Genomic DNA, 25,524 nt, shown 5'->3' with positions numbered 1-25,524 from the left:
CTCCATAAGCTTTCTATAGAATACCACGAAAAGTCTATAAGAATGTAGCTAAATAAACTACTATTCCTATAGACTTTATTCTATACTATTAAGTATTTCTTTAATGATATTAGGCTTCCTACAACCCCTATAGTTATTCCCATGAAGAAAAGTAATGGTAATAAAATAATCATTATATTTCCTAAAGGTGTAATATAAAAACCTGGTATAAAACTAACTAATGTTTCAGACATATTAGTATTAACCAATGAATGAACTATGGATACCATTAAAACACTAATTCCTGCTCCTAAAGCTCCTATTACTGCCCCCTCTATTATGAAAGGTAATCTAATATAGTTATCAGTTGCTCCAATATACTTCATAATTCCAATTTCTCTTTTTCTAACAAAAACTGAAACCTTTATTACATTAGATATTAATATAGTTGATGAAATAACTAATATTAGAATTAGTACTATACCAAAAATTCTTACATATTTACTCATTGTCTTAAGAAAATCTGTGATTAAATTTCCATCAGAAACCTTGTAAATATTTTCTAATTCTAACACTTTATTCATTACCTCTTCATTAATATTTATATTTTCTGTTTCTATTTCTAAAGTATCAGGAATTGGATTATTTCCTTTATCTATTGCTTCCTCAACTATTCTCATCATATCATCGTCTTCTTCACTTACAATATCTCGCTTATAAGCTTCTAACCCTTCATCTGAAGGAACATATATAACACTTTCTACACCACTTATATCTTCAATATCTTCTTTTATATTTAATACTTCTGATTCTTCAACCTCATCCTCTAAGAAAGCTACAACTCTTACTTCCTCTTGAAGTTTTATAATATTGTCATTAGTAATATCTATTATTGAATAAAATATTCCAAGTAAGGTAAATGATATTACTGAAGTTAAGATAGCTGCAAAAGCCAATAACTTATTACTTTTTATACTTCTTAAACCATCTTTAGATAGTGCTTTTATTGTCCAAGACTTCATCATTTCCCCTCCCACTATAAGTAATTCATTGGATCTACAAAAGTTCCATTTTTCTTAACTTCAAAATGTAGGTGATTTCCTGTAGAATATCCTGTTGTTCCAACAGTTGAAATCTTCTGCCCCTTTGAAACCTTATCTCCAACCTTAACTAGTCTTTCTGTATTATGGGCATAGAAAGAAACAATTCCGCCACCATGATCAATTGCAACCATATTACCATAAGAATTATCATATCTAGATATTATTACTGTTCCAGAATTTGCAGCCACTACAGGAGTTCCAGCTGGTGCAGGAATATCAATCCCAGTATGTAACTTCTTTTCTCCTGAAATAGGATGTATTCTATATCCAAACTTTGACGAAAGAGTAGTATATCCTATTACTGGCCAAGCCATCTTACTTCCATTGTAACTTCCTCCACCTGAAGAAGAAACTATCTCATTATTTATTTCTTGTCCTCTAGACTCTAACTCTGATATTTCTTTCTCTGTAAGTTTAATCTGAGAAGATAACTCTCCCTGAAGCTTAATTAATTTTTTAACCTTAGCTTTATTTTCTTTATTTAATTTATCTAGTCTACCCTTTTCCTCTTCTACTATTATCTTATTTTTATTAATCTCATCCATTTGTTTAGTTAAAGTTTCTTTTTTGCTTTCTAACTCAACTTGAAGCTCTTTAATTTCTCTTATAGTTTCATCATTATTCTTTATTAAATTTGAAACTACCTCTAACCTTCTAAGGAAATTTCCAAAGTCCTTAGCCTCTAAAAGTATAGATAAATATCCCCCAACCTTTTGTTCATATTGAATTTTAATAATACTTCTTATTATCTCATAATTTTCCTCAAGAACTTTTTCCACCTCTAATATCTCTTCTTCTATATTCTTATTTTCTTTATTAAGGGTATTAATTTCCTCATTAAGCTTGTCCATTTTAGTCTTAACTAAATCTAGCTCCTCCTGAAGCTTTGCACTTTCCTTTTCTATAGCTTTTCTTTCATCGTTAGTAGCTTCTAGCTTATTTTCTATATCCTCTTTCTTATCCTTCTTTTCCTGAAGTGTATCAGCATGTACTCTAATAGGACCTTCAATATAATTGATTGTAATATTACAAATTAATAATATAGTCAAATATTTAATCATCTTCTTTTTCATCACTTAATCCTCCGCCTTGAATTAGCTTTAGATTATACACTAGACTTTTGAAGCAATTATGAAGATTAAAAAAGGTGTGGTAGATATTTATTTTGCTTGTTCCGTAGCAAGCTCCAAGTCACAGAATGTAATCCCCCCTTTGATTTATACATAATTAAAACTTTATACTTTCATATACATAAAAAAAAGACTATACTACTCCAATATAGTCTCTTTTACAATAATACCTATATAAGCTCTTTTGCTACTTTTCCAGTAACATGCTCAATCTTAATTTTAACTAAGCTTGTAGCTTTTAAGGCCTTTTCAATTTCTAATGCTCCTTCTTTTTCAAAGCCCTTAGAATACTTTTCTACTAAAGTCATAAGTATATCTTTGCATTCCTTCTCATCCTCAACTATTTTAGCTTTACCAAATACTATTACGCTTCTATAATGTGTAGTAAACTTCTCAGGAATAATTTCATCCTTATCTATTACACAAAAGCTAACCTTGTTATTTCTTTTAATAGAATCAAGCTTGTGCCCAATCTTTGCACAGTGAAAATATAGCTCATCTCCCTTAATAGAATAACTTAAAGGAACAGTATATGGGTAACTATCATCACCTTCTACAGCTAAAACTCCTGATGTGCATTTGTTAAGTACACTTATGCATTCCTCATATGATAGCTCTTGCTTTTTTCTTCTCATTTCTCTAAACATATATCCCCCTCTTAACCTTTCTACCTAATTAATTTTTATCATTTCATTTTATTATCACTAAATATTTACAAAGAAAGAAACCAAACATTAGTCTAGTTTCTTTGTTACTCTTTATAGAATTCCCTCTTTACCATAAGTTTCAATACACTTTGTTATGTAACTTAAGGTACAGAAATCTCTATCTAATCTATCAGACAGTATATTTAATCCTGAAATTAAATTCTTCTCACTGAATTTTTCTAATAATATCATGATACTTATAGGATTAATTCCTCCATCCTTAGTATCTAATACTCTTGAACTCTTTACCTTCTCATTTCCCATAGCTTTAAGTACTGCCTCTTCTAGCTCTTTACTTATATCTAATTCTGGAATCTCATCAAAAACTCTTACTTCACTTTCCTTATACTCTAAGCTCTTTGCAGATGATAGGTCGCATCCTACAAATATAACATTCTTAAATTCTGCATCTCTAAAATCTACATCACCTAAGTTAACACCTTCAAAAACAGCATTCTCAAATACAGCTCTTCTAAACTTGCTCTTTTTTAAATTAGTTCCTATAAACTCTGCTCCCCTAAAAGTACAACTAAAGAAATTACAGCCTTTAAAATGTGCTCCTCTAAAACTTGAGAAGTTAAAATTTGATCCTGTAAAATCTGTGCCATAACAATTGCTTCTTCTTAAATCACTATACATAAAGTTTTTATTTTGCTTTATTTCTTTATTATAATGGAATCCCTTACTTTTATTCTTATCCATTTTGCCTCCAAATACCTAACTTCATTTTTTATTACTAACTTTTACTAGTATATAGCAAATACTTATACCTTACAATATTTATTCTGTGTTATCTATCTAATTAAATTTATTAAAAAAGGTGGAATAGATATTTATTCACTTCCTACTTAAGGTAAGGAAACTATAAAATTATTATCCTTGATTTTATAGTTTTTAACATGAAATTGTAACAAACCCTTTGATTTATAGCTAATTAAAGTTTTATATTTTCCTTACATTAAAAAAGAGCTATAAATTAAATTTATAGCTCATAACAATCATAATTATTGTCTGTTTCTTTCTTTCTTAGCTCTTCTACAAGCTTGGCATCTAACTGGATCGTTTTCGAATCCTTTTTCTTTGTAGAATTCTTGTTCTCCTACTGTAAATGTGAATTCTTGACCACAGTCTTTACATGTAATTACTTTATCTTGCATTGATATTCCTCCTTAAATTATAAAGAGATTCAAATTTGACTAATATAACTCTCATAAAGGAGAAATATATATTCACTCATAATCTAAACTCTTTATTTTTACGCATCAATAATACCACAAACTTCCTTCAATATCAATATAGTTTTAAATTTTATCCATTTTTTAAAGTATTTATTTCCTTAATACTCAGATTTCTCCACTTTCCTTCTTCTATTCCGTCAATTAAAACATTCATAATTCTAATTCTCTTTAAAAATGTAACTTCATATCCTAAAGACTTACACATCTTTCTTATTTGCCTATTCATGCCTTCTGTTAATATAATAGAAAACTTCTTTTCACCTAAAGCTTTAACTTGGCATTTCCTAGTTATCCTATCCCCTATTTTAATTCCATTGGACATATTTAAAATAAATTCATCATCTATATCTTTATCTACTTCAACTATATACTCCTTCTCATGATAGTTTTCAGCGCTTAATATTTTATCAGCTAACTCTCCATCATTTGTTAACAAAATCAATCCCTGAGAAGGTTTATCTAACCTTCCAATTGGAAAAATATATTCAGGATAATCAATGTAATCTATAATATTATTTTCAGTTTCCTTTGCTGCTGTACAAACAATTCCTACTGGTTTATTAAAAGCAACATATACCTTATCCTTAGGTTTTACTCTTACATTATCTAAAAGTATAGTATCAGTTTCTTCAACCCATTGCCCCTCAATTGCTAGTTCTCCATTCACTATAACCCTTTTATCTTGAATAAGCTTATTAGCTTCCTTCCTAGAACAGTATCCATAATTGCTTAATAACTTATTAATTCTCATATAAATGTCCTCATTTGCAGTTTAAAATAATGAAATTTGAGTTTCCTCATAATTTTTTCTATATGCATTTATAATATCATTCATCTTATAAAGAATTCCACATCTTTCACATTCATTTTTAAATATATCCCATAACTTCCGATGTTCTAAAGAAGAACATTCATACTTTTCTCCATATATATTCATATACTTCTTTACTAAAAATTCATTAGGGAATAGTTTTGATAGTTTTTCATAATAGTATTCTCTTTGATTGCCTCTTAAGGTTAACCCCATTCCATAAGCAAATATAAATTTAGCGCCACACTCCTTAGCTTTTCTAACAATGGATCTAATATTTTCCTCATTATCATTTATAAAAGGAAGTACTGGCATTAGTAATATACCTGTAAAAATCCCTTCACTAGTTAACTTTCTAATTGCTTCAAATCTATTTGAAGAAGGAACTACATTAGGCTCAATCTTTCTACATAAACTATCATGGAAAGTAGTTATAGTTATCTTTATTAAAACCGGTGAATGATTACTAATTTTTTTAAGTATATCAATATCTCTAAGAATTAAGTCACTTTTAGTTGCAATACTTATTCCAAATCCATATCTATTAATTAGCTCTAAGGCTCCTCTAGTTAAGTTAAGTTTCCTTTCAAAAGGATTGTATGTATCACTCATAGCTCCAATACCTATAACCCCTTTTTTTCTCTTACTCTTTAATTCTTTATTTAAAATATCTAATGCATTTCTTTTAGCCCTAACTGAATCAAAATTCTTAACTCCATAACATTCACTCCTTGAATCACAATAAATGCATCCATGTGAACACCCCTTATAAAGATTCATATTATAATTTAATCCAAACCACCTATTGTTTTCTGCATACCCCGAAAGTATTTGCTTTGCATCTATATAATACATTTTAATCCTCCTCTTACAAGGATTTTAAACCTATAAATAAGACATCTTTATGTCCTATTACTTAAATCCAGATAAGAAACTTTTTAATATTATACCACATCACCTTCATATTTTGATTTATCCCTTTTTTTCTCTACTTAATTCCCTTCCTTTACCAACTTGATAATGCTATAATAAATTCGTTAAAAATAAGATATATAAAGGATTTGATAAAAATGTTTAAACTAATACCTTATTTAAAGGACTTTAAAAAGGAATGCTTTTTAGGTCCATTATTTAAGCTACTAGAAGCAATATTAGAACTTATTGTTCCTCTAGTAATGGCAAAAATAATCGATATTGGAGTTAAATCTTATGATACATCATACATAATTAAAATGGGTATATTGATTATAATTCTTGGTATAGTAGGATTAGGATCAGCCCTAGTTTGTCAGTACTTTGCTGCTAAAGCCTCTCAAGGTTTTGGAACAAAGCTTAGAAATGAGCTTTTCCGTCATATAAATAGTCTTTCTCACTCAGAAATTGATAATATAGGAACTCCATCATTAATAACAAGAATAATAAATGATGTAAACCAACTACAAGTTGCTGTAGCTATGGCTATAAGACTTGGGGTTAGAGCTCCATTTATAATTTTAGGTTCAGCAATAATGGCTATGTTTATAAATCTAAAACTCTCACTAATATTCTTCCTATCTATCCCTCTAATTGTACTTACTTTATATTTAGTAATGGGAAAATCTATTCCTCTATATAGGGTAATTCAGAAAAAGCTAGATAAAATTTCTTTAATTACTAGGGAAAACTTAGAGGGGGTAAGAGTTGTAAGAGCTTTTTCTAAACAAGAAGTTGAAAAAGATAGATTTAATATAGCAGCATTAGACCACAGTAATACAGCTATAAAGGTAGGTAAGCTATCTGCACTTTTAAATCCATTAACCTTCATGATTATGAACTTCTCCATAGCTTTTATAGTTTGGTTTGGAGGTATTGGCGTAAATAACGGTAATTTTACACAAGGTGAAATAATAGCTTTCGTAAACTATATGACTCAAATACTTCTAACTCTTATAGTAGTTGCAAACCTTGTTATTATATTTACAAAAGCATCTGCTTCTGCAACTAGAGTTAATGAGGTTCTTGATACAAAATCAAGTATTAAAGAAGCTTCTAGCTCAACTAAGGTACAAGCTACTAATAATTCATCTAAAATAATTGAATTTAAGAATGTTTCTTTTTCCTATAATAATTCAAAGCAATATTCTTTAGAGAATATCTCATTATCAATAAATAAAGGTGAAACCATAGGAATTATAGGGGGAACAGGAGCAGGAAAGTCTACTCTAGTAAACCTTATTCCAAGATTCTATGAAAGTACTGAAGGTGAAATTTTTATTAATGGAGAAAATATCAAAAATTACTCTATTAAAGACTTAAGAAATCTATTTGGCATAGTTCCACAAAAAGCTGTATTATTCACTGGAAGCTTAAGAGAAAATATGAAGTGGGCTAATAAGAATGCTAGTGATGAAGAAATTTTAATGGCACTAGATATTGCGCAATGTAGTGATTTTGTAAGTAATCTTAAGGACGGCCTTGATACCTCTGTTCTTCAAGGAGGTAAAAACTTCTCTGGAGGCCAAAAACAAAGACTTACTATAGCAAGAGCTTTAGTAGGTTCTCCTAAAATAATAATTTTGGATGATAGTTCAAGCGCCTTAGATTTTGCTACTGATTTAAAACTTAGACAAGCATTAAATATACATGCTAAAGAGATAACTACAATAATAGTTTCTCAACGTGCATCTTCAATTAAAAACTCAGATAAAATTGTAGTTTTAGATGATGGAAAGTTAGCTGGAATTGGAACTCATGAAGAACTTCTTGAAAACTCAGAAGTCTATAAAGAAATATGCTTATCCCAACTGACTAGAGAGGAGGCTTATAATTAATATGGATAAACAAGTTGTTAAAATGCTTTTAAAGTTTACAAAACCATATATAGGTTACTTAATCATGGCTTTAATTTGCGCTCTTTTTTCAGTTACATTTACATTACTAGGACCAGTTTTAATAGGTAAAGGAATAGATTTAATAATTGGACCAAACAATGTAGATTTTAATGGAATCTTAAAAATAATAGTTATTCTTATGGCAACAATTATTTTAGGTGCTTTATTTCAATGGTTAATGGGTTTATATACAAATATTGTTACCCAAAAAACAGTTAAGGATTTACGCATAGCTTCCTTTAGCAAAATAAATGAAGTTCCTTTAAGGTATATAGATAGTAATCCCCATGGTGATATTATAAACAGAGTTGTAAATGATATTGATTTAATATCTGATGGATTACTTCAAGGTTTTACTCAACTTTTTACAGGTATTGTAACAATTGTTGGAACATTACTATTTATGCTATCAATAAATGTTTCAATAGCCCTAGTTGTTGTACTTGTTACTCCACTTTCATTATTTGTAGCTTCCTTTATTGCTAAAAAATCACACAATAGCTTTAAGGTTCAATCTGCAACAAGAGGTGAATTAAGTGGTTACATTGAAGAAATGCTTGGTAATCAAAAGGTAGTAAAAGCTTTTTCTTATGAAGATGAAGCAGAGGAAAAATTTAAAGAAATAAATGCTAGGTTATATGAATCTGGAGTAAAATCTCAATTTTATTCATCACTTACTAATCCTTCTACTAGATTTGTAAATGGTATTGTATATGCTGCAGTTGGTATTATTGGGGCATTATTGGCTATAAAAGGGAAACTTACTATTGGAGATATATCTTGTTTCCTTTCCTACGCTAATCAATATACTAAACCATTTAATGAAATATCAGGAGTTGTTACTGAACTTCAAACAGCCTTTGCATCAGCCAAGAGGGTATTTAATCTTTTAGATGAGCTACCAGAAACTCCAGAAGATAAGGATGCAATATCCTTAGTTAAAGCAGATGGTTATCTAGAAATAAATAATGTTAATTTCTCTTATTCAGGAAATAAAAAACTTATAGAAAACCTTAATTTAAAGGTTAAACCAGGTAATAGAATTGCTATTGTTGGCCCTACTGGATGTGGTAAAACCACAATAATAAACCTTTTAATGAGGTTCTATGATGTTACATCAGGAGAAATTAAAGTTGATAATGCTAATATAACTCATTTAACTAGAGAAGGTTTAAGAAGAAACTTTGGAATGGTACTTCAAGACACATGGTTATACTCTGGTACTGTAAAGGAAAATATAGCTTATGGTAAGGTAGATGCTACAGATGAAGAAATTATTGAAGTTGCTAAAGCTACTCATGCTCACAACTTCATAATGAGATTACCAAATGGATATGATACTCTTATAAATGATGATGGAAGTAATATATCTCAAGGACAAAAGCAACTGTTATGTATTGCTCGTGTCATGCTTACAAAACCACCAATGCTAATTCTAGATGAAGCTACAAGCAGCATTGATACAAGGACAGAAATATATATTCAAAAGGCCTTTGATAAGATGATGGAAGGTAGAACAAGCTTCATTGTAGCCCATAGACTTTCAACAATAAAAGAAGCTGATCGTATTCTAGTTATGAATGCTGGTAAGATAATTGAACAAGGAAAACACGAACAACTATTAGCAGCTAATGGCTTCTACGCTAATCTTTATAACAGCCAGTTTGTTAAAGAATAAGAAAACTCCCTCTGCTTTACGCAGGGGGAGTTTAAATTTATCAGTGAAATACTAATTTTTAATTATATCAATTGAAGTTATTTCATCTCCATCCTTAGTTAAGACAGCTTTATCTATTGTCTTACCATTAGAATCTAAGAAATTATAGAATATAAATGGTATTGTTACAATGCCATTCTCACTTTCCTTATCAATAGCTAACAAAACTAAATTGTAACTCTGTCCATTTTTTGTAATAATGTTCAAACAATAATTTGATTCCTTATTAAAATTATCGCTAGAAAATTTTATTTCACCTACAAATCCATAATCCGTTTTTGATTAACGCCCCTCTCCTCACATCCCTTACATAGACTGTAGTTCATTCTTACCTAGACGTTAAACAAAAAAGAAACTCAAGCTCTAGCAGTGTTTCTTCACCATATTTTATTATCCCTTTTATCTTTTTACCTAGTACCTTATTCACCTTTTACAAGCTCTATTTCATTTTCTTTAAGAAAATCACTTACTTCATTGATATCATCATAAGCCTCTCTAAATACAATTCTTTTTATACCAAATAGAACTAACATTTTAGCACAATTAAAGCAAGGTGAATATGAAACATAAGCTGTAGCTCCATCTAAATTGAATCCGTTATTCTGAGATGCCTTTTTTATGGCATTCATTTCAGCATGAATTTCATTTAGTAGAGACCACTTTGAATGTTCCCCATTCTTAGCTTCTATCCATTCATTATCTATACACTTTTTAAACCACTTATTGCTACTCTTTTTAAATAATTCATTACAGTTTATCTTACCTTGCAATGTTCCATTAATACCTATAGAAAGAATGTTATTATCTTTAGTAAGTATACAAGCAACATTCTTAGCAGCGCACTTGGAATGTCTCTCATAAAGAGATAGGCTCTGAAGAAAGGTCTTGTCCCACTCACTTAAATCATTATTTTTAAAAGTTATACTCTCCATATCACCACTCCCTCAAAAATTATATCATATTTTCTCTTTACATAATCACATAATTGTAAATTATTCATAGTATATAGTATAACGCTGAACACACAGCAAGTAATCCTCCTTATAGCTCATAACTTAATCTTTTCTCAGTAGGTTTAAACCTACTGAGACTTTTTAGAACTCACTTCTTCTAAATAATTCTTTTTATTTACTATGTTTTCCTCAAAATTTTCAACTGCATTCTTAGTAAAGTTTCCTACTCTAGCCATATTCTCAAACTTCTCTGAATTGCTTTTGTGTGCCATAAAATCTTCTCCTTTTATTTATATTTGTAATTAATATTATTCCAAACTCACTCATATTTTATAATAAGAACTTTTCAAGGAGAATGTAAATGTTAAATAATGAGAATAATATATCTTACCATGTAGATCTTCCTTATCCAGAAATAAAAGTTGAAAAAGAAAACTCACGTTATGCTAATATATTATTACACAATTACTCAGGTATAGTATCTGAATTTACAGCAATAGACCAATATGTATACCATAAGTTTAAATTATTTAAAGATTGTCCTGCTGTTTCACAAGCAATTGGAGAAATTGCTATGGTTGAAATGCACCACTTAGAAATGCTAGGAGAACTCATTTTGCTATTAGGAGAAGACCCTCGCTATTGGATAAAGAAAAAAGATAAACGTTATTATTGGAATGGTAAATTTGTTGATTATGGAAATACTCTAAAAGAATACTTAGATTACGATATACAAGCTGAAGTTGTTGCCATAAGAGACTACAATAAAGCACTAAATGAAATTTCTGATCCTAACATAGTTAAAATAATAGAAAGAATAATTCTAGATGAAGAGCTTCATCTTAAAATATTTAAAGAGCTTTATGCTAAATATGTAAAAACCCCTGAATAAATCAGGGGTTTTAAGTATTTACAAACTATTTTTTCTTATTTCTCTTATAAAGCCAAACACCTATCCCTACAGCTGCAGCACCAATTACTGCTGCTCCTATTTGAGCTAATAAAAAGAAATCTTTATATTCATCATATACACTAACAGGGCATGATTCCTCTTTAGGTGTACCTGTTTCCTTTTCAAGTTTTCTAGCAACATAATATGACTTCATAAATCTTTCTTTAGAAAAGTTATTGTTTAAACCATCTTTAAGCTTTTGAAAATAACTTTCTGTCCAATCTTTAGGGTCTGATAATAATTTTTCCCTATCATGTGCTTCAAAAATCCCGTATGCATCAGCTAAATCTATAGCATCCCTGAATACTTCATGGGGATAATCAGTTGTAAGTAACTCACTCACCATCACCCTACGTGCCTTGTCGATATCCTTTTCACTAATAGCCACTTTTAATTGATCTATCATAATTATCCCTCCTTTTATACTTATACCTTAATTTTACCACCTTTTACATATACTTTATACATTTCTCCAAAGTTTTAAGATAAATTTAATTTTAAGAAGCTTCTCACCAATTTTTTATCTATTTTCTCTACGATTTTTTAGCATTGGCTGTATATATGGATATACTTCAACAAAAGTTGTCATTAAAGCTACAGTGATACAAATACCAATTTCAATTGAATTCATAATATCACCTCGTACTCTCTTTAATACATATTATGCTATAGCTTTTCATATGGGATAATTACACAAACTAAATTATTATTCTACATCATTATATAATTATATAGAAAAAGAGAAATTGCAAAGCAATCTCTCCTCCTTCTTTCTATTATTCTTTTTACCTTTATTAACTATTAACTATTTCCCCTCCATTAACATGAATAGTTTCTCCTGTTATGAAGGAAGCTCCTTGGCTAGCTAAAAACACATATGCTTCTGCAAGTTCAACTGGTTGCCCCGCCCTTTTTAAAGCTGTCTTAGAACCAAACTTAGAAATCTCTTTAGCTGTAAAAGTTGATGGAATTAAAGGAGTCCAGATAGGGCCTGGTGCAACAGCATTTACCCTTATTCCCTTTGGTGCAAACATAAGAGCAAGAGATCTTGTTAAGGAAGTTAATGCTCCTTTAGTTGCAGAATAATCAATTAGCCTTTCATGACCATTATAAGCTGTAATTGATGTGGTTAAGATAATACTTGCACCCTCCTTTAAATGTTGTTCTAAAGCCTTACACATAAATAGTGCTCCATAAATATTAGTTCTAAAAGTTCTATCTATTTGAGCATAAGTCAATTCTCCCAAATTATTAATTGGATGTTGTTCACCTGCATTACTAATAAAAATATCTATTTTATTGTATTTCTCAATTACTGTTTTTACAGCGTTATTACAGAAGGATTCATCCCCAATATCACCTTTTATTAAGAGACATTCACCTCCTATACCTTCTATAATTGATTTAGTTTCATTTGCATCCCCTTCTTCATTAAAATAAATTATACAAACTTTGGCTCCTTCCTTAGCATATGCTACAGAAATAGCTCTTCCAATTCCACTATCTCCACCTGTTATTATAGCGACTTTATTTTTGAGTCTATCCCCTTTTACGTCATATTCCTCATGTTGAAAAATAGGTCTAGGATTCATATTTTTCTCAACACCAGGTTGTTCCTTAATTGTATTAGTAGGAAAAGTTTTTGGAAACGTTTTTTCAATCATTATTTAAACCTCCTAAAAGAATTTACATTTAGTATCTCCTTTAGTTAAGTAAATAATAATAAATTAGGAGAAGTTGCAAAACAACTTCTCCTAACCTATAACTACTATTCTCATAGTACTTTAAAATATTAATCATCTGCTACATTCCTATTATTGTATGAATACACATTATATTCTTGCCATATATTTTCCAAGTTTGCAAATATATCTGCAATGTTTTCCTTTTCTCTCATTCCCACTGCTATTATAAGTGCATTTATAACAGAAAGTGGCGCTACTAATGAGTCAACAAAAGATGCCATATTACTTTGAGCTATTAATGTGCTATCAGCCTTTGCAGCCAATGGTGAAAGTAAGCTGTCTGTTATAGCAACTACCTTAGCTCCTCTAGCTTTAGAAAAATCTAGAACATCTATTGTCTTTGTAGCATATCTAGGGAACCCGATTCCAATAACTAAATCCCCTTCACCTATATTTATCATTTGCTCAAATATATCTGAAATTCCGTAACTAACTATTCTTACATTTTGAAGTATTATATTTAAATAAAACCCTAAAAATTCAGCAAGTGCTGTAGAACTTCTTAGACCTATAATGTAAATATTCTTAGCTTCAAATATAGAATTTAACACATCTTCAAAGGTGTAAGGATTAATTTTTTCTAAAGTAGCTCTTATATTCTCCATATCAGCCTTTAACACACCTTTTAGAGCTGCCCCATGAGATGCAAAGTCATTAGAAAGTTCAAGTCTCTGCACAGTAGTTAATTTATTCTTTATTAGCTCTTGTAATGCTTTTTGAAGCTTTGGATATCCTGAAAATCCTAATTCATTAGCAAACCTTACAACAGTAGATTCTGAAACTCCTACAGAAATTCCAAGTTTTGCAGCTGTCATAAAAGCAGCCTTATCATAATTTTTTAGTATATATTCAGCAATTAACTTCTGACCTTTACTTAACCTAGGAAATTTTACTTGAATCAATCTCATTAAGTCTTTGCCTTGTTCATTTAGCTCGTTATCCATCATGTACCATCCTATTCATAAAAACTTATATAATTTGCAATTTAATTTTATCATTATGTTAATAATTAATCAATAAATAATTGAAAGTCTTTTAACAAACTTCATTCATTTTTGACATATTACAATTACTTCTTTTCTATAACAATAAGCATTGGTGCAACTTCACTTCTGTTTAGAAAACTATGTTCCATAACTCCAAACTTATTTTTAGGAAGACTTACTACATAATCCAAAATGCAGGATTCCTCCTTTTTACCTTCATTATGCCCTCTATAAATACATATTGTCATAATGCCACCATTATTAAGAAGCTGAAGACCTTCCTTAATACTTTGAAGGGAGGTTTCATGCATAGTTGTTACGCTCTTATCTCCTCCTGGTAGAAACCCTAAATTATACATTATACAATCTACTCCCTCATCTATATATTCTTTAAATTTATGATGAGAGTCATTTATAACATTAACATTCTCTTTGTTTTTGTCCCTATAATTATCACAGGCTATCTTTTGCACATCAAAAGAATAAACCTTATTAAAATGTTCTGATAAAAAATCAGTATCATAACCATTGCCTAAAGTTCCATCAATGGCTACATTCCTATTCTCCAAAAAGTTATTTATTATATGATGAGAAATCTCACTTATATCTCCAACGTATTTAAACATAATTCCCTCTCTATAAACTATTTATATAATCCAATTCTTCCTTAGTTAAGTTTCTCCATTCTCCCCTTCTAAGGTATCCAAGTTTAATTTCGCCTACTGCAACTCTTTTTAAAGACAGTACATCATGACCTAAAGCAGAACACATTCTTCTAATTTGTCTGTTCTTACCTTCATGAATTCCAATTTCTACTGTACTCTTCCCATCTTCAACCTTAATAACTTTAATATTAGCATCTGCAGTAATATATCCTCCAATATCTATTCCTTTTCTAAACTTATCAAGCTCTCTAGGTGTAAACTCTCCCGTACACACTGCTATATATCTTTTAACTACTTTAACTCTTGGATGCATTATTTTATTATAAAGATCACCATCGTTAGTTAAAATAATTAAACCTGAACTATCATAATCTAATCTACCTACTGGATAAATTCTTTCCTTAACATTAACTAAATCAATAACAGTTTTCCTATCCTTCTCATCCTTAACTGATGTTATATAGCCTTCTGGCTTATTTAGTAATATGTAAACCTTGTTTTCTTCTGGCAAAATAATCTTTTCTTCAATTTCTACTTTATCTATATCTGGATTAACCTTAGTACCAAGTTCATTAATTATCTCTCCATTAACCTTTACTTTTCCACCTAAAATAATTTCTTCGCATTTTCTTCTAGATGCAACACCACATCTTGCCATGTACTTCTGTAATCTTTCTTCCATTATCTAAATCACTCCACTTTTATATTCAAATAGATTATAGCTTTATGTGAAATAAATTACAACATTTATGAAATACTATGAAGGATTGTATAAAAATTTGAAATTTGATATACTTTTATAAAAAGACTTAAGGAGAATTATTATTATGGAGAAACTTTTGTTTGGAATATCTGGTCTTCCTTTAGGCAATGAAGGAGATAAATTTACATATGCAACTGGAATTGAATATTTAAGTAATATGGGCTTAGATGCTATGGAGTTACCTTTTGTACGCTCTGTTAATGTAACTCCAAAAAATATGCATTCAATAATTGAAGCTAAGGAAAAACATAACTTTTACCTTTCTGCACATGGTTCATACTTTATAAATCTAAATGCAGTTGAAGATGAAAAAAAAGAAAAGTCCTTAGAACGAATAACACTTGGAGCTGAAGCCTTAAAATCTGTTGGGGGAAGAAGCTTAATCTTCCACCCTGGTTTCTACTTAAAAGCTACAAAAGAGGATGCTCTTGAAGAAGTTAAAAGGAACTTAATGAAGCTTCCATACTTTGGTGTAGATTATAGGTTGGAAACAACAGGTAAAGGTACTCAATTTGGAGATATTGATGAACTAATTCATATATGCAAAGAAATTGACACTTGTAAGTTATGTATAGACTTTGCTCATGTTCATGCAAGAGGAAATGGTGCTTTAAAAGAATATGATGATTTTGCTAGAATATTAGAAAAGGTTGGAGAAGGTTTAGGTAGAGAAGCTTTAGATGATTTACATATTCACCTTGCTGGTATTGCATATAGTGAAAAAGGAGAAAAGCATCACCTTCCTTTCTTAGAAAGTGATTTTAACTACCAAGCATGTATGAAGGCCTTTGTTGATTATGAGGTAAAAGGATGCGTTATTTGCGAAAGTCCAATACTTGAAAGAGATGCAAAACTATTAAAAGATACTTATGAATCACTTTAATTGATGATATAAAAGCGAAATTGGTAAACAATTTCGCTTTTTTTCTTATAATAAATTTAAAGGGCATCATAGTAGATGCCCTTTACCTTCTAAATCCTACCAGAAGCCGCCACAGCCAAAGCCGCCACCGAAGCCACCAAATCCAAATAATAATAAGATCCAAATTGGCCACCAAGCTCCGCCGCCAAAGCCGCCGCCGAATCCACCACAGCCGCCGCAGTTCCAGCCTGGGTTAACACGTCTTCCTCCACAACCATTATTGCAACAACCGCCGCAATTGTTGCATCTACAGCATCCTCTTGACATAGTAAATCAACTCCTATTCTTTAGTTTAATATATTGTATTCTTAAGAATAGAAATTTGTTCTACATCAAAAAACTTTTACATAATTAAATAAATTTTCATTCACATAAGGTAATTTAAGCTAAAGGAATTATTAGGAATACTAGTGATATTAAATATATTTGTTAACTTTCTTTAAGACTATTTTAGTTAAATATATAGAAATAACTATAATTAATCCTAATATGAAAGTAATACCTAATACATAAATAAAATTACTAATATATATTTCATTTCTTAATAAAAACAAATTAAGGTCCCCCAATACTACTATGTAATAAAGTACTCCTAAGAAAAGAGAAAACACACCAGTAAAAATTGTTATCTTTCCCGCTAAAGGAAAAACAAAAAACTTATTTATGTTATTTATAATAATCTTCTTATTAATAAATTTAGATAAATAATATACAAAAATCGATCCTATTAAATAAGCTATTATTATTAATAAAACATTCCTACTACCTCTATAAAATGTATAATCATAGCTTATAAAACTAATTATATCTCCTATATAATTAATAATACTATTTAATACATCATAAGTCCTTAATGCAGCTGTATTATAGATATCTACTCTATAAAAATATATCTGACCAATTACTAACGCATCAAAGAAAATTGCCATAGGAAAACCTACTAATGCTATCAATGTGAATATTAAATTTGAAAAAAACATATCCATAAATGACAAATAAACAATAAAAGCTAATCCTAAAGTAAAAATTTTAATTATAATAAATATAGAATATTCCCAAGGATTAAAAATATAAGGTAATAATTCTTTATTACTTATATAAACACATATAATTGCATAAGCTGCTACAAATACAAATAAACATAAAGTTAAAAATAAAAATAAAAACTCATTTTTCTTAACCTCTTCCTTGGTGTAAGGGCCACCTGTAATAAAAGTAATATTATTTCTCTTATTAAATCCTGTAATCATAACATATACTAATAAAATTAACAAAAACAGGCTAAGTACAAAAACTTCAGTATTTAAATAAATATAATTACTCTCTAGATTGCTAATAGAATACTTCACATTGCCTAGACTAATGCTAGTGTTATAATACACAAGTAAAAAAAATAGAATAACACCACCCAATATTCCCCATTTTACATTGTAGAAGGATTGATAAAAAAGTGCCTTATTATAATATTTCTTCATTAATATCCCCCTCATCTAACTTGTATATAAATATATCCTCTAAGTTCAAGTCTATTTCTTCTATAAATAGTGGTTTAAACCCATTAATTTCCTCTATAAACTCTTCTCCATAATTATCAACTAATATAGTAAATACTCTACCTACTTTGGACATTTTAAATATACCTTTAATATTTAAATCTTCTTCATAAACTGGACCATCAAAGGCAACTTGTATCTTTTTAATCTTCTTTTTCATCTCTTCTAGAGTATTTTTATATGAAACTTCCCCTCCATCTAAAATAACAACCTCATCACAAACTTTTTCTAGTTCATTTAAATGATGAGAACTAATTATAATAGTTGTCCCCCTAGTTGAAACCTCTTCAATTATCAATTTAAGTAATTTATTTTTTAATATTGGGTCTAATCCTGAGGTAGGTTCATCTAAAATTATGTATTTTGCTTCTTGTGCAAATCCAAGCATTAAAAATGTCCTCATCTTCATACCCTTAGATAATTGATGTAGCCTTTTATTTAAAGGTATTTTAAAAACTTTATTTATTTTGTGAAACTTCTCTTCATTAAAATTATCATAGGCTAATTTATAATACTTTATAACATCCCTAACTAAAAAAGAAGTAAAGAAATTATTTTCGTCAGCTACATATGCTATATTCTTTTTTACTTCAGCATTATCATATACATTGCTTCCATCATATAGTATTTCACCTGTAGTTATTTTGTAAACTCCAGTTAAGCATTTTATAAGAGATGTTTTACCAACTCCATTTGGTCCAATAAGTCCATATATCTTTCCCTCATCTATAGATAAATTAATATTTTTTAATATATCCTTATCCTCTAATTTAAGGGTTAAGTCCTTAATTTCTATCACTTACTTCCCCTCCAACTTGTTCAAGACTTGTTTTTCTAAATCAACTAATGCGTTAAATTTAATATTTAAATTTTTTGCTGATTCTAATACATCTTTAATTTTGTTCATTAACATTTCATAATTGTAAGCTAAAACCAATTCCTTAGCTCCAACTCTTACAAAAGTTCCCTTACCTTTTAAAGTCTCTATCATACCCTCATCTTCTAATTTATTATAGGCTTTACTAATTGTATTTGGATTTACTGTAAGCATTGATGCAAGTTCTCTAACAGAAGGTAATTTATCACCTTCTCTTAAAGCATTATTTATAATAAGCTCAATAAATTTTTCTCTAATTTGCTCATATATGGGTCTATTATTATTGATTATACAAAACATCTTCTCCCCCATTAGTTGAAATCCAAAAATAATCAATTACCCAACCTTCACCCTCATCTATAAATACAATATTAACATCTATATCTTCTAATTTAATATTTCCAACCTCTTTGTTTTCCATATATAAATTATCAGTAGGATGTCCCTTACCTGTTAATATTAAAGTTTCTAATTTACCAGGTACAGTATAACCTTCTAACCTACTAATTCTATTTTTATAATCATCTAGAATAACTTTTTTACTATCTTTAGTATTTTTCTCAGGGAGTATTTCCCCATCAATTTTATAATAATTAAAATTTGAATATGTTACTCTCTTCCTTTTAGATAAACATTCCTTAAAATCAGAAGTTGTAACAAACTCTCCATCCTTATTTAATGCTCCTAGCTGTTTATGGTTTATTATTTCAATAATTTCATTTGGTGAACTAAAGTGTTTCGTCTTTTCATATGCCTTATTAGGATTTGTACATAGCATTATGGTCGCTACAATAAAGAAACCACTTAAGGCAAGTATCATGGATTTTTTCAAGATTATAACCTCCTAAAAAATAAAGTGTACTACATGAAGTAGTACACTTTAATTCTATATACATCTATTATAAAGGTCAATTAATAAATCCTTAGAATTTCTTAATTATTTCTTAATCTCAGAATTCTCTCTTTCTTTAAGAAGATTTTCAACTAAACATAAATCATCTAATTTACTTAATAGATTTTTATAAGATTCTCTTATATATTCATTATTATAAAGTTCATTATAGGATATTTTATCTGCATCTACCTTCAGAATTTTATCTACGTTGTCACCATAAATCTTATATAATATACAATTAAATCCCTTCTTAACTCTTTCATAAGCATAATTATCTGATGTATTCCAACTATAAATATCTCTATTTACTTTCTCAATAATTCCATAAAGTTGATAAAGATAACTTAATTCTTTTAAAGAGTACTTATCACTTAAGCTTGCTACAGAAGCAGAATAATTTTTATTTATAGGTAACAAATATAGATATTTTTTCTCTTCCTCTGTATTTTGAATACTTCTTATACTTTGAAAAAGTGAAGTTGCTATATCTAACCTTATTACATTAGCATTGTTACAGACTTCCTTAACTCTATACTTTTCCTCATAAAATCTATTTTCTTTTAATATCTTTTGTTGATCTTCTATCTCCTTGTTGTGCATATTCTTATTAATAATCCAACTACAATACGCTCCAACTAAAGAACCTATAATAATAGAGATTGCAGAAATAATTGAAGTGACTATAGGTATAGGCACACTATCTACTCCTTTCCTCATTAGTACAATGTTAGTATGTACCGAAAAGGTTAGATAATACAGCCATTAATCAAAATATTCTTTTTCAATTTGTTCCAAATAACATTCTTTTGAACAATAAATTTGTTGTGTTATCTTATCATAAAAATAATTTTCTGTAATTATCTTTTTACAGCCTGTACAAATAAGAGGTTCCTTTTTTTCATCTTCTAGCTCCTCTTCTTCTTTAAATATCCTAAAATCTAGCATAAAAAATCCCCCTCATTAAGTGACTCCTTTATCTTAATTAACATACACTTATATCTTTCATTCCTAGAGTTATTAATTAACTCATCTATTCTTGCTTTATTAATTTTCTTATAATATGGTATGTTCCACTTATTAGCTACATTTAATGCTTTTAAAACTATTCCTTCGTCCTTACAATCAATAACTAAATCAATAATATCTTCATATGTTTTTGAATATTCACTACTATAGGACAGTAGCCTATTAATAATTATATATTCATCACTTCTTTTCTCTTTTGGTTCAAGTATTGGATACTTTATATTTACTATATCGGCCTTTTCAATGAATAGTTTTAACAGTTTCTCTAGCCCCTCACTATCCAAAGTAAACATAAGGAATATATAACACCTCCAGCTTAATGACTGGCTATCCTTTAACATTACAAATAATTCATCACTAATTTTAAAATCAGCTAAATTATTAACTTTAGCTAATTTAATTACTCGTCCCTCACTACAAGAACTTAATTCCTCTAAAATAATATTTCTCCATCTTTTATTCTTTAAAGCCCTTAATACAAAACCTCGTACTTTAGGAATGTCATCCATACTTAGTCCAGTGCTTGATAGATATTTACCATTACATTCGTCCTGTAGAAATAGTAAAATAGAGTACATATTATATAGGTATATTCCCTTTAACTTCTTATTAGATATAAGTCTATTAATTATATGCTTTGTATAATGGTTTATATATTCTCCTCCAGAAGAAAACTTATATATTAGACACTTTCCATTTAACAATTCATATAAATCCTTAGAGGCTAAAGTCAATGTTTTATCATTTACTTCAAACTTAATCATTTCTTTAGCTAGGTCTAAGCTTTCACAAAAACTATTCACTTTATCACTCCTCTAGCTAAAATTTAAATTTGCCACATTAGATTATATTAAAGCATATAAAAAAAAGTCCTCTATATTAATAGAGAACTAACTTTTTCTATTTTAAATTATCATGAACTATCTTAATTAAAAAATCTATATTAGCTTTATCATCTTCTGGATATAGCCTTGCAAGTAAAACTATATTACACAAAATAATGTGTGTAAGCTTTTGAGCTCTATACTGCATATTTATGTATTGATTTTCTATATTAATTGCATTAATTACATAACTATAAATCTTTTCTATAATACCATTTTCTATATTTTGATTTTCTGTTTTACTTATTGCCTCACTTTTTAAAAGATTACTACCAATTCCTCGCCTAACTTTTATATCCTCATATAATATTTTAATTATACTTTCTAGTGCTTTAGCACTGTTCTTATCTTCATTCATTACTTTTTCTATCTTTTCAAAGGTACTATTCCAGCTAGCCTCTAAAACTTTTAAAAATAACTCCCTTTTATTATTATAATAATTATATAAAGTGCCTACTGCTATATTGCATTCCTTTGCTATAGCTTTCATATCCACATTATCATATCCATCATTACTAAATAACTTCCATGCGGCTTGGAAAATTGTTTCATCTAGGTTTAATATCTTTTTAGGCAAACTACTCTCCCCTTTTTCTTCTATTAACTCTATTATAATGCTACCTTAACTTTCCTTCAAGTATAGAAATTTTCTAGTTATTTCAGTAATTTTTCAAATGTTTCAAACATATTTCTATATTAAACAAGTCATAGGAGGAATGTTTTTATGCTACGCTATAACTCACCTTATGATGGAATGAGATACATAGGAGATAGAGATACTAAACTCATTCATGACCTTGATAATGAATCATCTTTATGCTATATAGATAACATAAATGAGGAAAACATTATAATGTTAGAAAATGAAGATGATGTTCAAATCCTATGTGAAACTGAAAACTATCGTGGTTGCCATTGGTGTAATTTTCGTTTTGACGCTGACCTAACTATATGTTAAAAATATACTTATTATTAATGATATATTTAGAATATGCGTAAGCAAAACCAAAAAATATAATATAGTTATTCCGATTAATATATAGTTTGATATCCTTAATTGCTTTAAGGTTGCATCTTTCATCCTATATAAAATAAACCTTATAAGAATAAATACCAAAATCACTTTAACAAATATTGCTTTTATAGGATTATTTACTATTGTTACCATAACTTTATTTCTTTCTTCAAAGAGGTTTGTTTGCAATAAAACTAGGGTAAATATAATGTCAGCTACATTAAGAAGGTATAATATCTTAAATTTTTTCACTATACTTTCATAACTATAATTCTTAATAAATGTATTCATAAGTCACTCCAAATTTAATGTTATACATTTTAAGGATTGACTTATTTATAAAAAATAAACACCTAATTTCCAAAATGAGAAGGTGCATCAAAGTATTATTACTTAGATGCACCTTTTCTTATTTATTTAAAAATAACGTATTCTTTGTCCCCTCTAACATATCTTAATGACCCTAAAGTCATATCATATCCTGCTAGATATCCTATATCTTCATCAGAAAATTTTACACTTCCAGAAACATATGAATAGCTTTTCTCATTAATATCTCTTGGAGCTTCTGACATCTTAAAAGGATCTGACATTTCTATATAAACTTTCTCTTCTAAGGTATTATCATCAAGCTTATATACATACATATTTTCACTTGAGATAGGATGAAGATTTACTTCGCTTCCATCTTTATTAACTGTAACCACACATGTATTGTCACCTTGAGTAAAATTACAATTAATTGGTTTTAAATCAATGCTTTGAGTAATCTTTTCTGTATTTAAATCATATACAAAAAGTCCAAAGTATCCATGAAAAATAATTTTATCATCAGAGGCAAAATCAAGCATAACCATATCTGCCCCCACATCTTGCTGTGTTGTAACCTTTGGAATAGTAGGCTCAATTTTATTTTTTTTAGCACTACTCTCTTCTGTTTTAGCACAACCTATTAACAAGAATGATAAAACTGCTAAAGTAACCATTCTTACAGTATTTTTCTTCATCTTAACACCTCCAATAAATTATACACATTATACCACATAATAATTCTATGGATATTAAATAAAAATGAAGAAAAATCAGACTATTCTATATCTTCGCCATTAGAAGCTATAACCTTCTTATACCATTCAAAGCTCTTCTTCTTACTTCTTTTTAATGTTCCATTTCCATCGTTATCCTTATCTACATAAATAAAGCCATAACGTTTTTTCATTTCTCCTGTACCTGCACTTACAAGGTCAATACATCCCCATGTAGTGTAACCAAGTAAATCAACTCCATCAAGCTCTACAGCATCCTTCATTGTTTTTATATGTTGTCTTAAATAATCAATTCTATAATCATCTTCTACATAACCATTTTCGTCTGGTATATCCACTGCGCCTAATCCATTTTCAACGATAAATAAAGGCTTTTGATATCTATCATATAAATTATTCATTGTTATTCTTAATCCAAGTGGATCTATTTGCCATCCCCATTCACTAGCCTTTAAATGAGGATTTTTTACTGATGCAAAAATATTTCCAGCAGTCTTTGAATTGTCATCAGGATTTGCACAAGCACATCTTGATGAATAATAAGAGAATGAAATAAAGTCTACTGTATGATTCTTTAACAGCTCCTTATCTCCATCTTCCATCTCTATATTAATCCCCTTTCTTTCAAGCTCCTTTAAAGCATAAGCAGGATAAGCACCTCTTGATTGTACATCAATAAAGAAATAATTTTCTCTATCTTTATTTAAAGCCTCAAATACATCCTCTGGTTTACATGAGTATGGATAATACTGACCTGCAGCTAACATACACCCAACCATGTTATTTGGATCTATCTCGTGGGCAATTTTAGTAGCTAATGCACTTGCAACTAATTCATGATGTGCTGCTTGATACTTAACTTGTTCCTTATTTTCTCCTTCTTCAAAACATATACCTGCTCCCATAAATGGTGCATGAAGAATCATATTAATTTCATTAAATGTTAGCCAATATTTTACTAATCCTTTATAGCGATTAAAAATAGTTCTACATAGTTTTTCATAAAAGCCTATAAGCTTTCTATTTCTCCAAGCTCCATATTTTTCAACTAAATTCATAGGGCAATCAAAATGAGTAATTGTAACCAACGGTTCAATCCCATATTTATGACACTCTTTAAACAAATCCTCATAGAACTTAAGTCCTTCCTCATTTGGTTCAACATCATCCCCATTTGGAAAAATTCTACTCCATCCAATTGAACATCTATATGTTTTAAATCCCATTTCTCCAAATAGTTTTATATCTTCTTTATAATTATGATACATATCTATAGCTTCCTTAGCTGGATAAAAATGTTCATCATCAAAATTAAACATCTTCATCTCACCCGCTATAATAGGAAATCTATCCTTACCTATTGGAACCACATCAACATTAGCTAAACCTCTTCCACCTTCATTATAACCACCTTCACATTGGTTTGCAGCAGTAGCTCCACCCCATAAAAAATCTTTTCTAAATCCCATTTTAAAACCTTCTTTCCTAAATAAATATGTAAATATATAAATATAAAAATATATATTTATATAAATAAACAAATATAGACTTTAATAAAAAAGACCTATTTACATAAAGAAAACACCTTAAAAGATTTCCTTTATATGCAAATAGGTCTAGCTTGTCTTTAAACAATAACTATCCAAATAACTTAATTAAAGTATAAATGAAAACAGTTACTTAGTCA

Annotated in this window: 31 protein-coding genes; 5 read left to right on the top strand and 26 right to left on the bottom strand. The window is 29.0% G+C overall.

Annotation, left to right across the window (positions count from 1 at the left end; translation table 11 throughout):
• Positions 1-80 precede the first annotated feature (80 nt).
• The 7 genes from ftsX to DR024_RS11990 all read right to left on the bottom strand — a co-directional run bounded on the left by ftsX (position 81) and on the right by DR024_RS11990 (position 5,823).
• Complete coding sequence (ftsX, locus tag DR024_RS12020; RefSeq protein ID WP_172458946.1) at positions 81-1,001, bottom strand: permease-like cell division protein FtsX; 921 nt, start codon at positions 999-1,001, stop codon at positions 81-83.
• Positions 1,002-1,015: 14 nt separating this feature from the next.
• Positions 1,016-2,155 carry a murein hydrolase activator EnvC family protein gene (locus DR024_RS12015; protein ID WP_111918886.1) on the bottom strand — a complete coding sequence of 380 codons (1,140 nt, stop codon included), beginning with the start codon at positions 2,153-2,155 and terminating at the stop codon, positions 1,016-1,018.
• 227 nt (positions 2,156-2,382) lie between these two features.
• A complete protein-coding gene (locus tag DR024_RS12010) occupies positions 2,383-2,859 on the bottom strand; it encodes a pyridoxamine 5'-phosphate oxidase family protein (RefSeq protein WP_111918884.1) in 477 nt (158 codons plus the stop codon).
• A gap of 111 nt (positions 2,860-2,970) precedes the next feature.
• Positions 2,971-3,621, bottom strand: a complete 651-nt coding sequence (locus tag DR024_RS12005; RefSeq protein ID WP_027098364.1) for a pentapeptide repeat-containing protein — start codon at positions 3,619-3,621, stop codon at positions 2,971-2,973.
• 302 nt (positions 3,622-3,923) lie between these two features.
• Complete coding sequence (locus DR024_RS12000) at positions 3,924-4,076, bottom strand: zinc-ribbon domain-containing protein (RefSeq protein WP_027098363.1); 153 nt, start codon at positions 4,074-4,076, stop codon at positions 3,924-3,926.
• Between the two features lie 151 nt (positions 4,077-4,227).
• Complete coding sequence (locus DR024_RS11995; protein ID WP_055184412.1) at positions 4,228-4,908, bottom strand: pseudouridine synthase; 681 nt, start codon at positions 4,906-4,908, stop codon at positions 4,228-4,230.
• Between the two features lie 21 nt (positions 4,909-4,929).
• Entirely contained in the window at positions 4,930-5,823 is an 894-nt protein-coding gene (locus tag DR024_RS11990; RefSeq protein ID WP_049177891.1) for an SPL family radical SAM protein, read from the bottom strand.
• Between the two features lie 215 nt (positions 5,824-6,038).
• On the opposite strand from DR024_RS11990, the gene DR024_RS11985 reads away from it, so the two are divergent.
• Positions 6,039-7,778, top strand: coding sequence for an ABC transporter ATP-binding protein (locus tag DR024_RS11985; RefSeq protein ID WP_055184410.1), 1,740 nt, complete (start codon positions 6,039-6,041; stop codon positions 7,776-7,778).
• A gap of 1 nt (position 7,779) precedes the next feature.
• Positions 7,780-9,516 (top strand): ABC transporter ATP-binding protein, encoded by a 1,737-nt coding sequence (locus tag DR024_RS11980; RefSeq protein WP_111918882.1) that lies wholly within the window; start codon positions 7,780-7,782, stop codon positions 9,514-9,516.
• 51 nt (positions 9,517-9,567) lie between these two features.
• Here DR024_RS11980 and DR024_RS11975 read toward each other — a convergent pair whose 3' ends face one another.
• From DR024_RS11975 to DR024_RS17760, 3 genes are all read right to left on the bottom strand, one after another.
• On the bottom strand, positions 9,568-9,762 hold the full coding sequence (locus DR024_RS11975; protein ID WP_027098358.1) for a hypothetical protein: 195 nt from the start codon (positions 9,760-9,762) through the stop codon (positions 9,568-9,570).
• A gap of 212 nt (positions 9,763-9,974) precedes the next feature.
• Entirely contained in the window at positions 9,975-10,487 is a 513-nt protein-coding gene (locus tag DR024_RS11970) for a deoxycytidylate deaminase (protein WP_051195967.1), read from the bottom strand.
• A gap of 149 nt (positions 10,488-10,636) precedes the next feature.
• Positions 10,637-10,780 carry a hypothetical protein gene (locus tag DR024_RS17760; RefSeq protein WP_167539559.1) on the bottom strand — a complete coding sequence of 48 codons (144 nt, stop codon included), beginning with the start codon at positions 10,778-10,780 and terminating at the stop codon, positions 10,637-10,639.
• Between the two features lie 89 nt (positions 10,781-10,869).
• Between DR024_RS17760 and DR024_RS11965 the strand changes: the two genes are divergently transcribed.
• Positions 10,870-11,400 carry a ferritin-like domain-containing protein gene (locus DR024_RS11965; protein ID WP_051195966.1) on the top strand — a complete coding sequence of 177 codons (531 nt, stop codon included), beginning with the start codon at positions 10,870-10,872 and terminating at the stop codon, positions 11,398-11,400.
• Between the two features lie 25 nt (positions 11,401-11,425).
• Here the strand turns inward: DR024_RS11965 and DR024_RS11960 are convergent, their stop codons facing one another.
• The 5 genes from DR024_RS11960 to DR024_RS11940 all read right to left on the bottom strand — a co-directional run bounded on the left by DR024_RS11960 (position 11,426) and on the right by DR024_RS11940 (position 15,538).
• On the bottom strand, positions 11,426-11,866 hold the full coding sequence (locus DR024_RS11960) for a hypothetical protein (protein WP_027098356.1): 441 nt from the start codon (positions 11,864-11,866) through the stop codon (positions 11,426-11,428).
• A 388-nt stretch (positions 11,867-12,254) separates the two neighbouring features.
• Entirely contained in the window at positions 12,255-13,124 is an 870-nt protein-coding gene (locus DR024_RS11955; RefSeq protein WP_027098355.1) for an SDR family oxidoreductase, read from the bottom strand.
• Between the two features lie 128 nt (positions 13,125-13,252).
• Complete coding sequence (locus tag DR024_RS11950) at positions 13,253-14,149, bottom strand: MurR/RpiR family transcriptional regulator (RefSeq protein ID WP_027098354.1); 897 nt, start codon at positions 14,147-14,149, stop codon at positions 13,253-13,255.
• A gap of 125 nt (positions 14,150-14,274) precedes the next feature.
• The gene (gene mnmM / locus DR024_RS11945) at positions 14,275-14,817 is read right to left on the bottom strand and encodes a tRNA 5-(aminomethyl)-2-thiouridylate-methyltransferase MnmM (RefSeq protein WP_027098353.1); all 543 of its coding nucleotides are present in this window, start codon (positions 14,815-14,817) and stop codon (positions 14,275-14,277) included.
• Between the two features lie 10 nt (positions 14,818-14,827).
• Positions 14,828-15,538, bottom strand: a complete 711-nt coding sequence (locus DR024_RS11940) for a pseudouridine synthase (protein WP_027098352.1) — start codon at positions 15,536-15,538, stop codon at positions 14,828-14,830.
• A gap of 145 nt (positions 15,539-15,683) precedes the next feature.
• Here DR024_RS11940 and DR024_RS11935 point away from each other — a divergent pair, with 145 nt between their 5' ends.
• Entirely contained in the window at positions 15,684-16,502 is an 819-nt protein-coding gene (locus tag DR024_RS11935; RefSeq protein ID WP_027098351.1) for a TIM barrel protein, read from the top strand.
• Positions 16,503-16,957: 455 nt separating this feature from the next.
• On the opposite strand, the gene DR024_RS11925 is transcribed toward DR024_RS11935, so the two are convergent.
• The 8 genes from DR024_RS11925 to DR024_RS11890 all read right to left on the bottom strand — a co-directional run bounded on the left by DR024_RS11925 (position 16,958) and on the right by DR024_RS11890 (position 22,353).
• Positions 16,958-18,016, bottom strand: a complete 1,059-nt coding sequence (locus tag DR024_RS11925) for a hypothetical protein (protein ID WP_027098350.1) — start codon at positions 18,014-18,016, stop codon at positions 16,958-16,960.
• The gene (locus DR024_RS11920) at positions 18,000-18,893 is read right to left on the bottom strand and encodes an ABC transporter ATP-binding protein (protein ID WP_027098349.1); all 894 of its coding nucleotides are present in this window, start codon (positions 18,891-18,893) and stop codon (positions 18,000-18,002) included. The genes DR024_RS11925 and DR024_RS11920 overlap by 17 nt, the downstream gene beginning before the upstream one ends.
• The gene (locus tag DR024_RS11915) at positions 18,894-19,271 is read right to left on the bottom strand and encodes a GntR family transcriptional regulator (protein WP_027098348.1); all 378 of its coding nucleotides are present in this window, start codon (positions 19,269-19,271) and stop codon (positions 18,894-18,896) included.
• A complete protein-coding gene (locus tag DR024_RS11910) occupies positions 19,252-19,803 on the bottom strand; it encodes a hypothetical protein (RefSeq protein ID WP_051195965.1) in 552 nt (183 codons plus the stop codon). The genes DR024_RS11915 and DR024_RS11910 overlap by 20 nt, the downstream gene beginning before the upstream one ends.
• 105 nt (positions 19,804-19,908) lie before the next feature.
• Positions 19,909-20,562 carry a hypothetical protein gene (locus DR024_RS11905; protein ID WP_027098347.1) on the bottom strand — a complete coding sequence of 218 codons (654 nt, stop codon included), beginning with the start codon at positions 20,560-20,562 and terminating at the stop codon, positions 19,909-19,911.
• 66 nt (positions 20,563-20,628) lie between these two features.
• The gene (locus tag DR024_RS11900; RefSeq protein ID WP_027098346.1) at positions 20,629-20,811 is read right to left on the bottom strand and encodes a hypothetical protein; all 183 of its coding nucleotides are present in this window, start codon (positions 20,809-20,811) and stop codon (positions 20,629-20,631) included.
• Entirely contained in the window at positions 20,805-21,695 is an 891-nt protein-coding gene (locus DR024_RS11895) for a hypothetical protein (RefSeq protein WP_027098345.1), read from the bottom strand. The genes DR024_RS11900 and DR024_RS11895 overlap by 7 nt, the downstream gene beginning before the upstream one ends.
• Positions 21,696-21,792: 97 nt before the next feature.
• Positions 21,793-22,353 carry a TetR/AcrR family transcriptional regulator gene (locus DR024_RS11890; protein WP_051195964.1) on the bottom strand — a complete coding sequence of 187 codons (561 nt, stop codon included), beginning with the start codon at positions 22,351-22,353 and terminating at the stop codon, positions 21,793-21,795.
• Positions 22,354-22,500: 147 nt separating this feature from the next.
• Here DR024_RS11890 and DR024_RS11885 point away from each other — a divergent pair, with 147 nt between their 5' ends.
• The gene (locus DR024_RS11885) at positions 22,501-22,734 is read left to right on the top strand and encodes a hypothetical protein (protein ID WP_034866330.1); all 234 of its coding nucleotides are present in this window, start codon (positions 22,501-22,503) and stop codon (positions 22,732-22,734) included.
• Here DR024_RS11885 and DR024_RS11880 read toward each other — a convergent pair.
• From DR024_RS11880 to DR024_RS11870, 3 genes are all read right to left on the bottom strand, one after another.
• Positions 22,720-23,082 (bottom strand): DUF5658 family protein, encoded by a 363-nt coding sequence (locus DR024_RS11880; RefSeq protein WP_027098344.1) that lies wholly within the window; start codon positions 23,080-23,082, stop codon positions 22,720-22,722. The genes DR024_RS11885 and DR024_RS11880 overlap by 15 nt on opposite strands.
• A 122-nt stretch (positions 23,083-23,204) precedes the next feature.
• Entirely contained in the window at positions 23,205-23,798 is a 594-nt protein-coding gene (locus DR024_RS11875; protein ID WP_111918880.1) for a hypothetical protein, read from the bottom strand.
• Between the two features lie 80 nt (positions 23,799-23,878).
• On the bottom strand, positions 23,879-25,306 hold the full coding sequence (locus DR024_RS11870; protein WP_027098342.1) for a 6-phospho-beta-glucosidase: 1,428 nt from the start codon (positions 25,304-25,306) through the stop codon (positions 23,879-23,881).
• Between the last annotated feature and the right edge of the window lie 218 nt (positions 25,307-25,524).

Source organism: Clostridium paraputrificum (genome assembly GCF_900447045.1).
Taxonomy (GTDB): Bacteria; Bacillota; Clostridia; order Clostridiales; family Clostridiaceae; genus Clostridium; species Clostridium paraputrificum.
The sequence above is the reverse complement of the archived record's forward strand: the minus strand, read 5'-3'. Positions and strand labels throughout refer to the sequence as shown.

Bases quoted from the DNA above. Each gene is read 5' to 3' on its own strand.
- DR024_RS11940 (WP_027098352.1), bottom strand. From the start codon at position 15,538: ATGGAAGAAAGATTACAGAAGTACATGGCAAGATGTGGTGTTGCATCT.
- DR024_RS11900 (WP_027098346.1), bottom strand. From the start codon at position 20,811: ATGCTAGATTTTAGGATATTTAAAGAAGAAGAGGAGCTAGAAGATGAA.
- DR024_RS11980 (WP_111918882.1), top strand. From the start codon at position 7,780: ATGGATAAACAAGTTGTTAAAATGCTTTTAAAGTTTACAAAACCATAT.
- DR024_RS11935 (WP_027098351.1), top strand. From the start codon at position 15,684: ATGGAGAAACTTTTGTTTGGAATATCTGGTCTTCCTTTAGGCAATGAA.
- DR024_RS11985 (WP_055184410.1), top strand. From the start codon at position 6,039: ATGTTTAAACTAATACCTTATTTAAAGGACTTTAAAAAGGAATGCTTT.
- DR024_RS11925 (WP_027098350.1), bottom strand. From the start codon at position 18,016: ATGAAGAAATATTATAATAAGGCACTTTTTTATCAATCCTTCTACAAT.
- ftsX (WP_172458946.1), bottom strand. From the start codon at position 1,001: ATGAAGTCTTGGACAATAAAAGCACTATCTAAAGATGGTTTAAGAAGT.
- DR024_RS11995 (WP_055184412.1), bottom strand. From the start codon at position 4,908: ATGAGAATTAATAAGTTATTAAGCAATTATGGATACTGTTCTAGGAAG.
- DR024_RS11950 (WP_027098354.1), bottom strand. From the start codon at position 14,149: ATGGATAACGAGCTAAATGAACAAGGCAAAGACTTAATGAGATTGATT.
- DR024_RS11965 (WP_051195966.1), top strand. From the start codon at position 10,870: ATGTTAAATAATGAGAATAATATATCTTACCATGTAGATCTTCCTTAT.
- mnmM (WP_027098353.1), bottom strand. From the start codon at position 14,817: ATGTTTAAATACGTTGGAGATATAAGTGAGATTTCTCATCATATAATA.
- DR024_RS12015 (WP_111918886.1), bottom strand. From the start codon at position 2,155: ATGAAAAAGAAGATGATTAAATATTTGACTATATTATTAATTTGTAAT.
- DR024_RS12010 (WP_111918884.1), bottom strand. From the start codon at position 2,859: ATGTTTAGAGAAATGAGAAGAAAAAAGCAAGAGCTATCATATGAGGAA.
- DR024_RS11970 (WP_051195967.1), bottom strand. From the start codon at position 10,487: ATGGAGAGTATAACTTTTAAAAATAATGATTTAAGTGAGTGGGACAAG.
- DR024_RS11990 (WP_049177891.1), bottom strand. From the start codon at position 5,823: ATGTATTATATAGATGCAAAGCAAATACTTTCGGGGTATGCAGAAAAC.
- DR024_RS11960 (WP_027098356.1), bottom strand. From the start codon at position 11,866: ATGATAGATCAATTAAAAGTGGCTATTAGTGAAAAGGATATCGACAAG.
- DR024_RS12005 (WP_027098364.1), bottom strand. From the start codon at position 3,621: ATGGATAAGAATAAAAGTAAGGGATTCCATTATAATAAAGAAATAAAG.
- DR024_RS11880 (WP_027098344.1), bottom strand. From the start codon at position 23,082: ATGAATACATTTATTAAGAATTATAGTTATGAAAGTATAGTGAAAAAA.
- DR024_RS11955 (WP_027098355.1), bottom strand. From the start codon at position 13,124: ATGATTGAAAAAACGTTTCCAAAAACTTTTCCTACTAATACAATTAAG.
- DR024_RS12000 (WP_027098363.1), bottom strand. From the start codon at position 4,076: ATGCAAGATAAAGTAATTACATGTAAAGACTGTGGTCAAGAATTCACA.
- DR024_RS11875 (WP_111918880.1), bottom strand. From the start codon at position 23,798: ATGAAGAAAAATACTGTAAGAATGGTTACTTTAGCAGTTTTATCATTC.
- DR024_RS11885 (WP_034866330.1), top strand. From the start codon at position 22,501: ATGCTACGCTATAACTCACCTTATGATGGAATGAGATACATAGGAGAT.
- DR024_RS11915 (WP_027098348.1), bottom strand. From the start codon at position 19,271: ATGTTTTGTATAATCAATAATAATAGACCCATATATGAGCAAATTAGA.
- DR024_RS11870 (WP_027098342.1), bottom strand. From the start codon at position 25,306: ATGGGATTTAGAAAAGATTTTTTATGGGGTGGAGCTACTGCTGCAAAC.
- DR024_RS17760 (WP_167539559.1), bottom strand. From the start codon at position 10,780: ATGGCACACAAAAGCAATTCAGAGAAGTTTGAGAATATGGCTAGAGTA.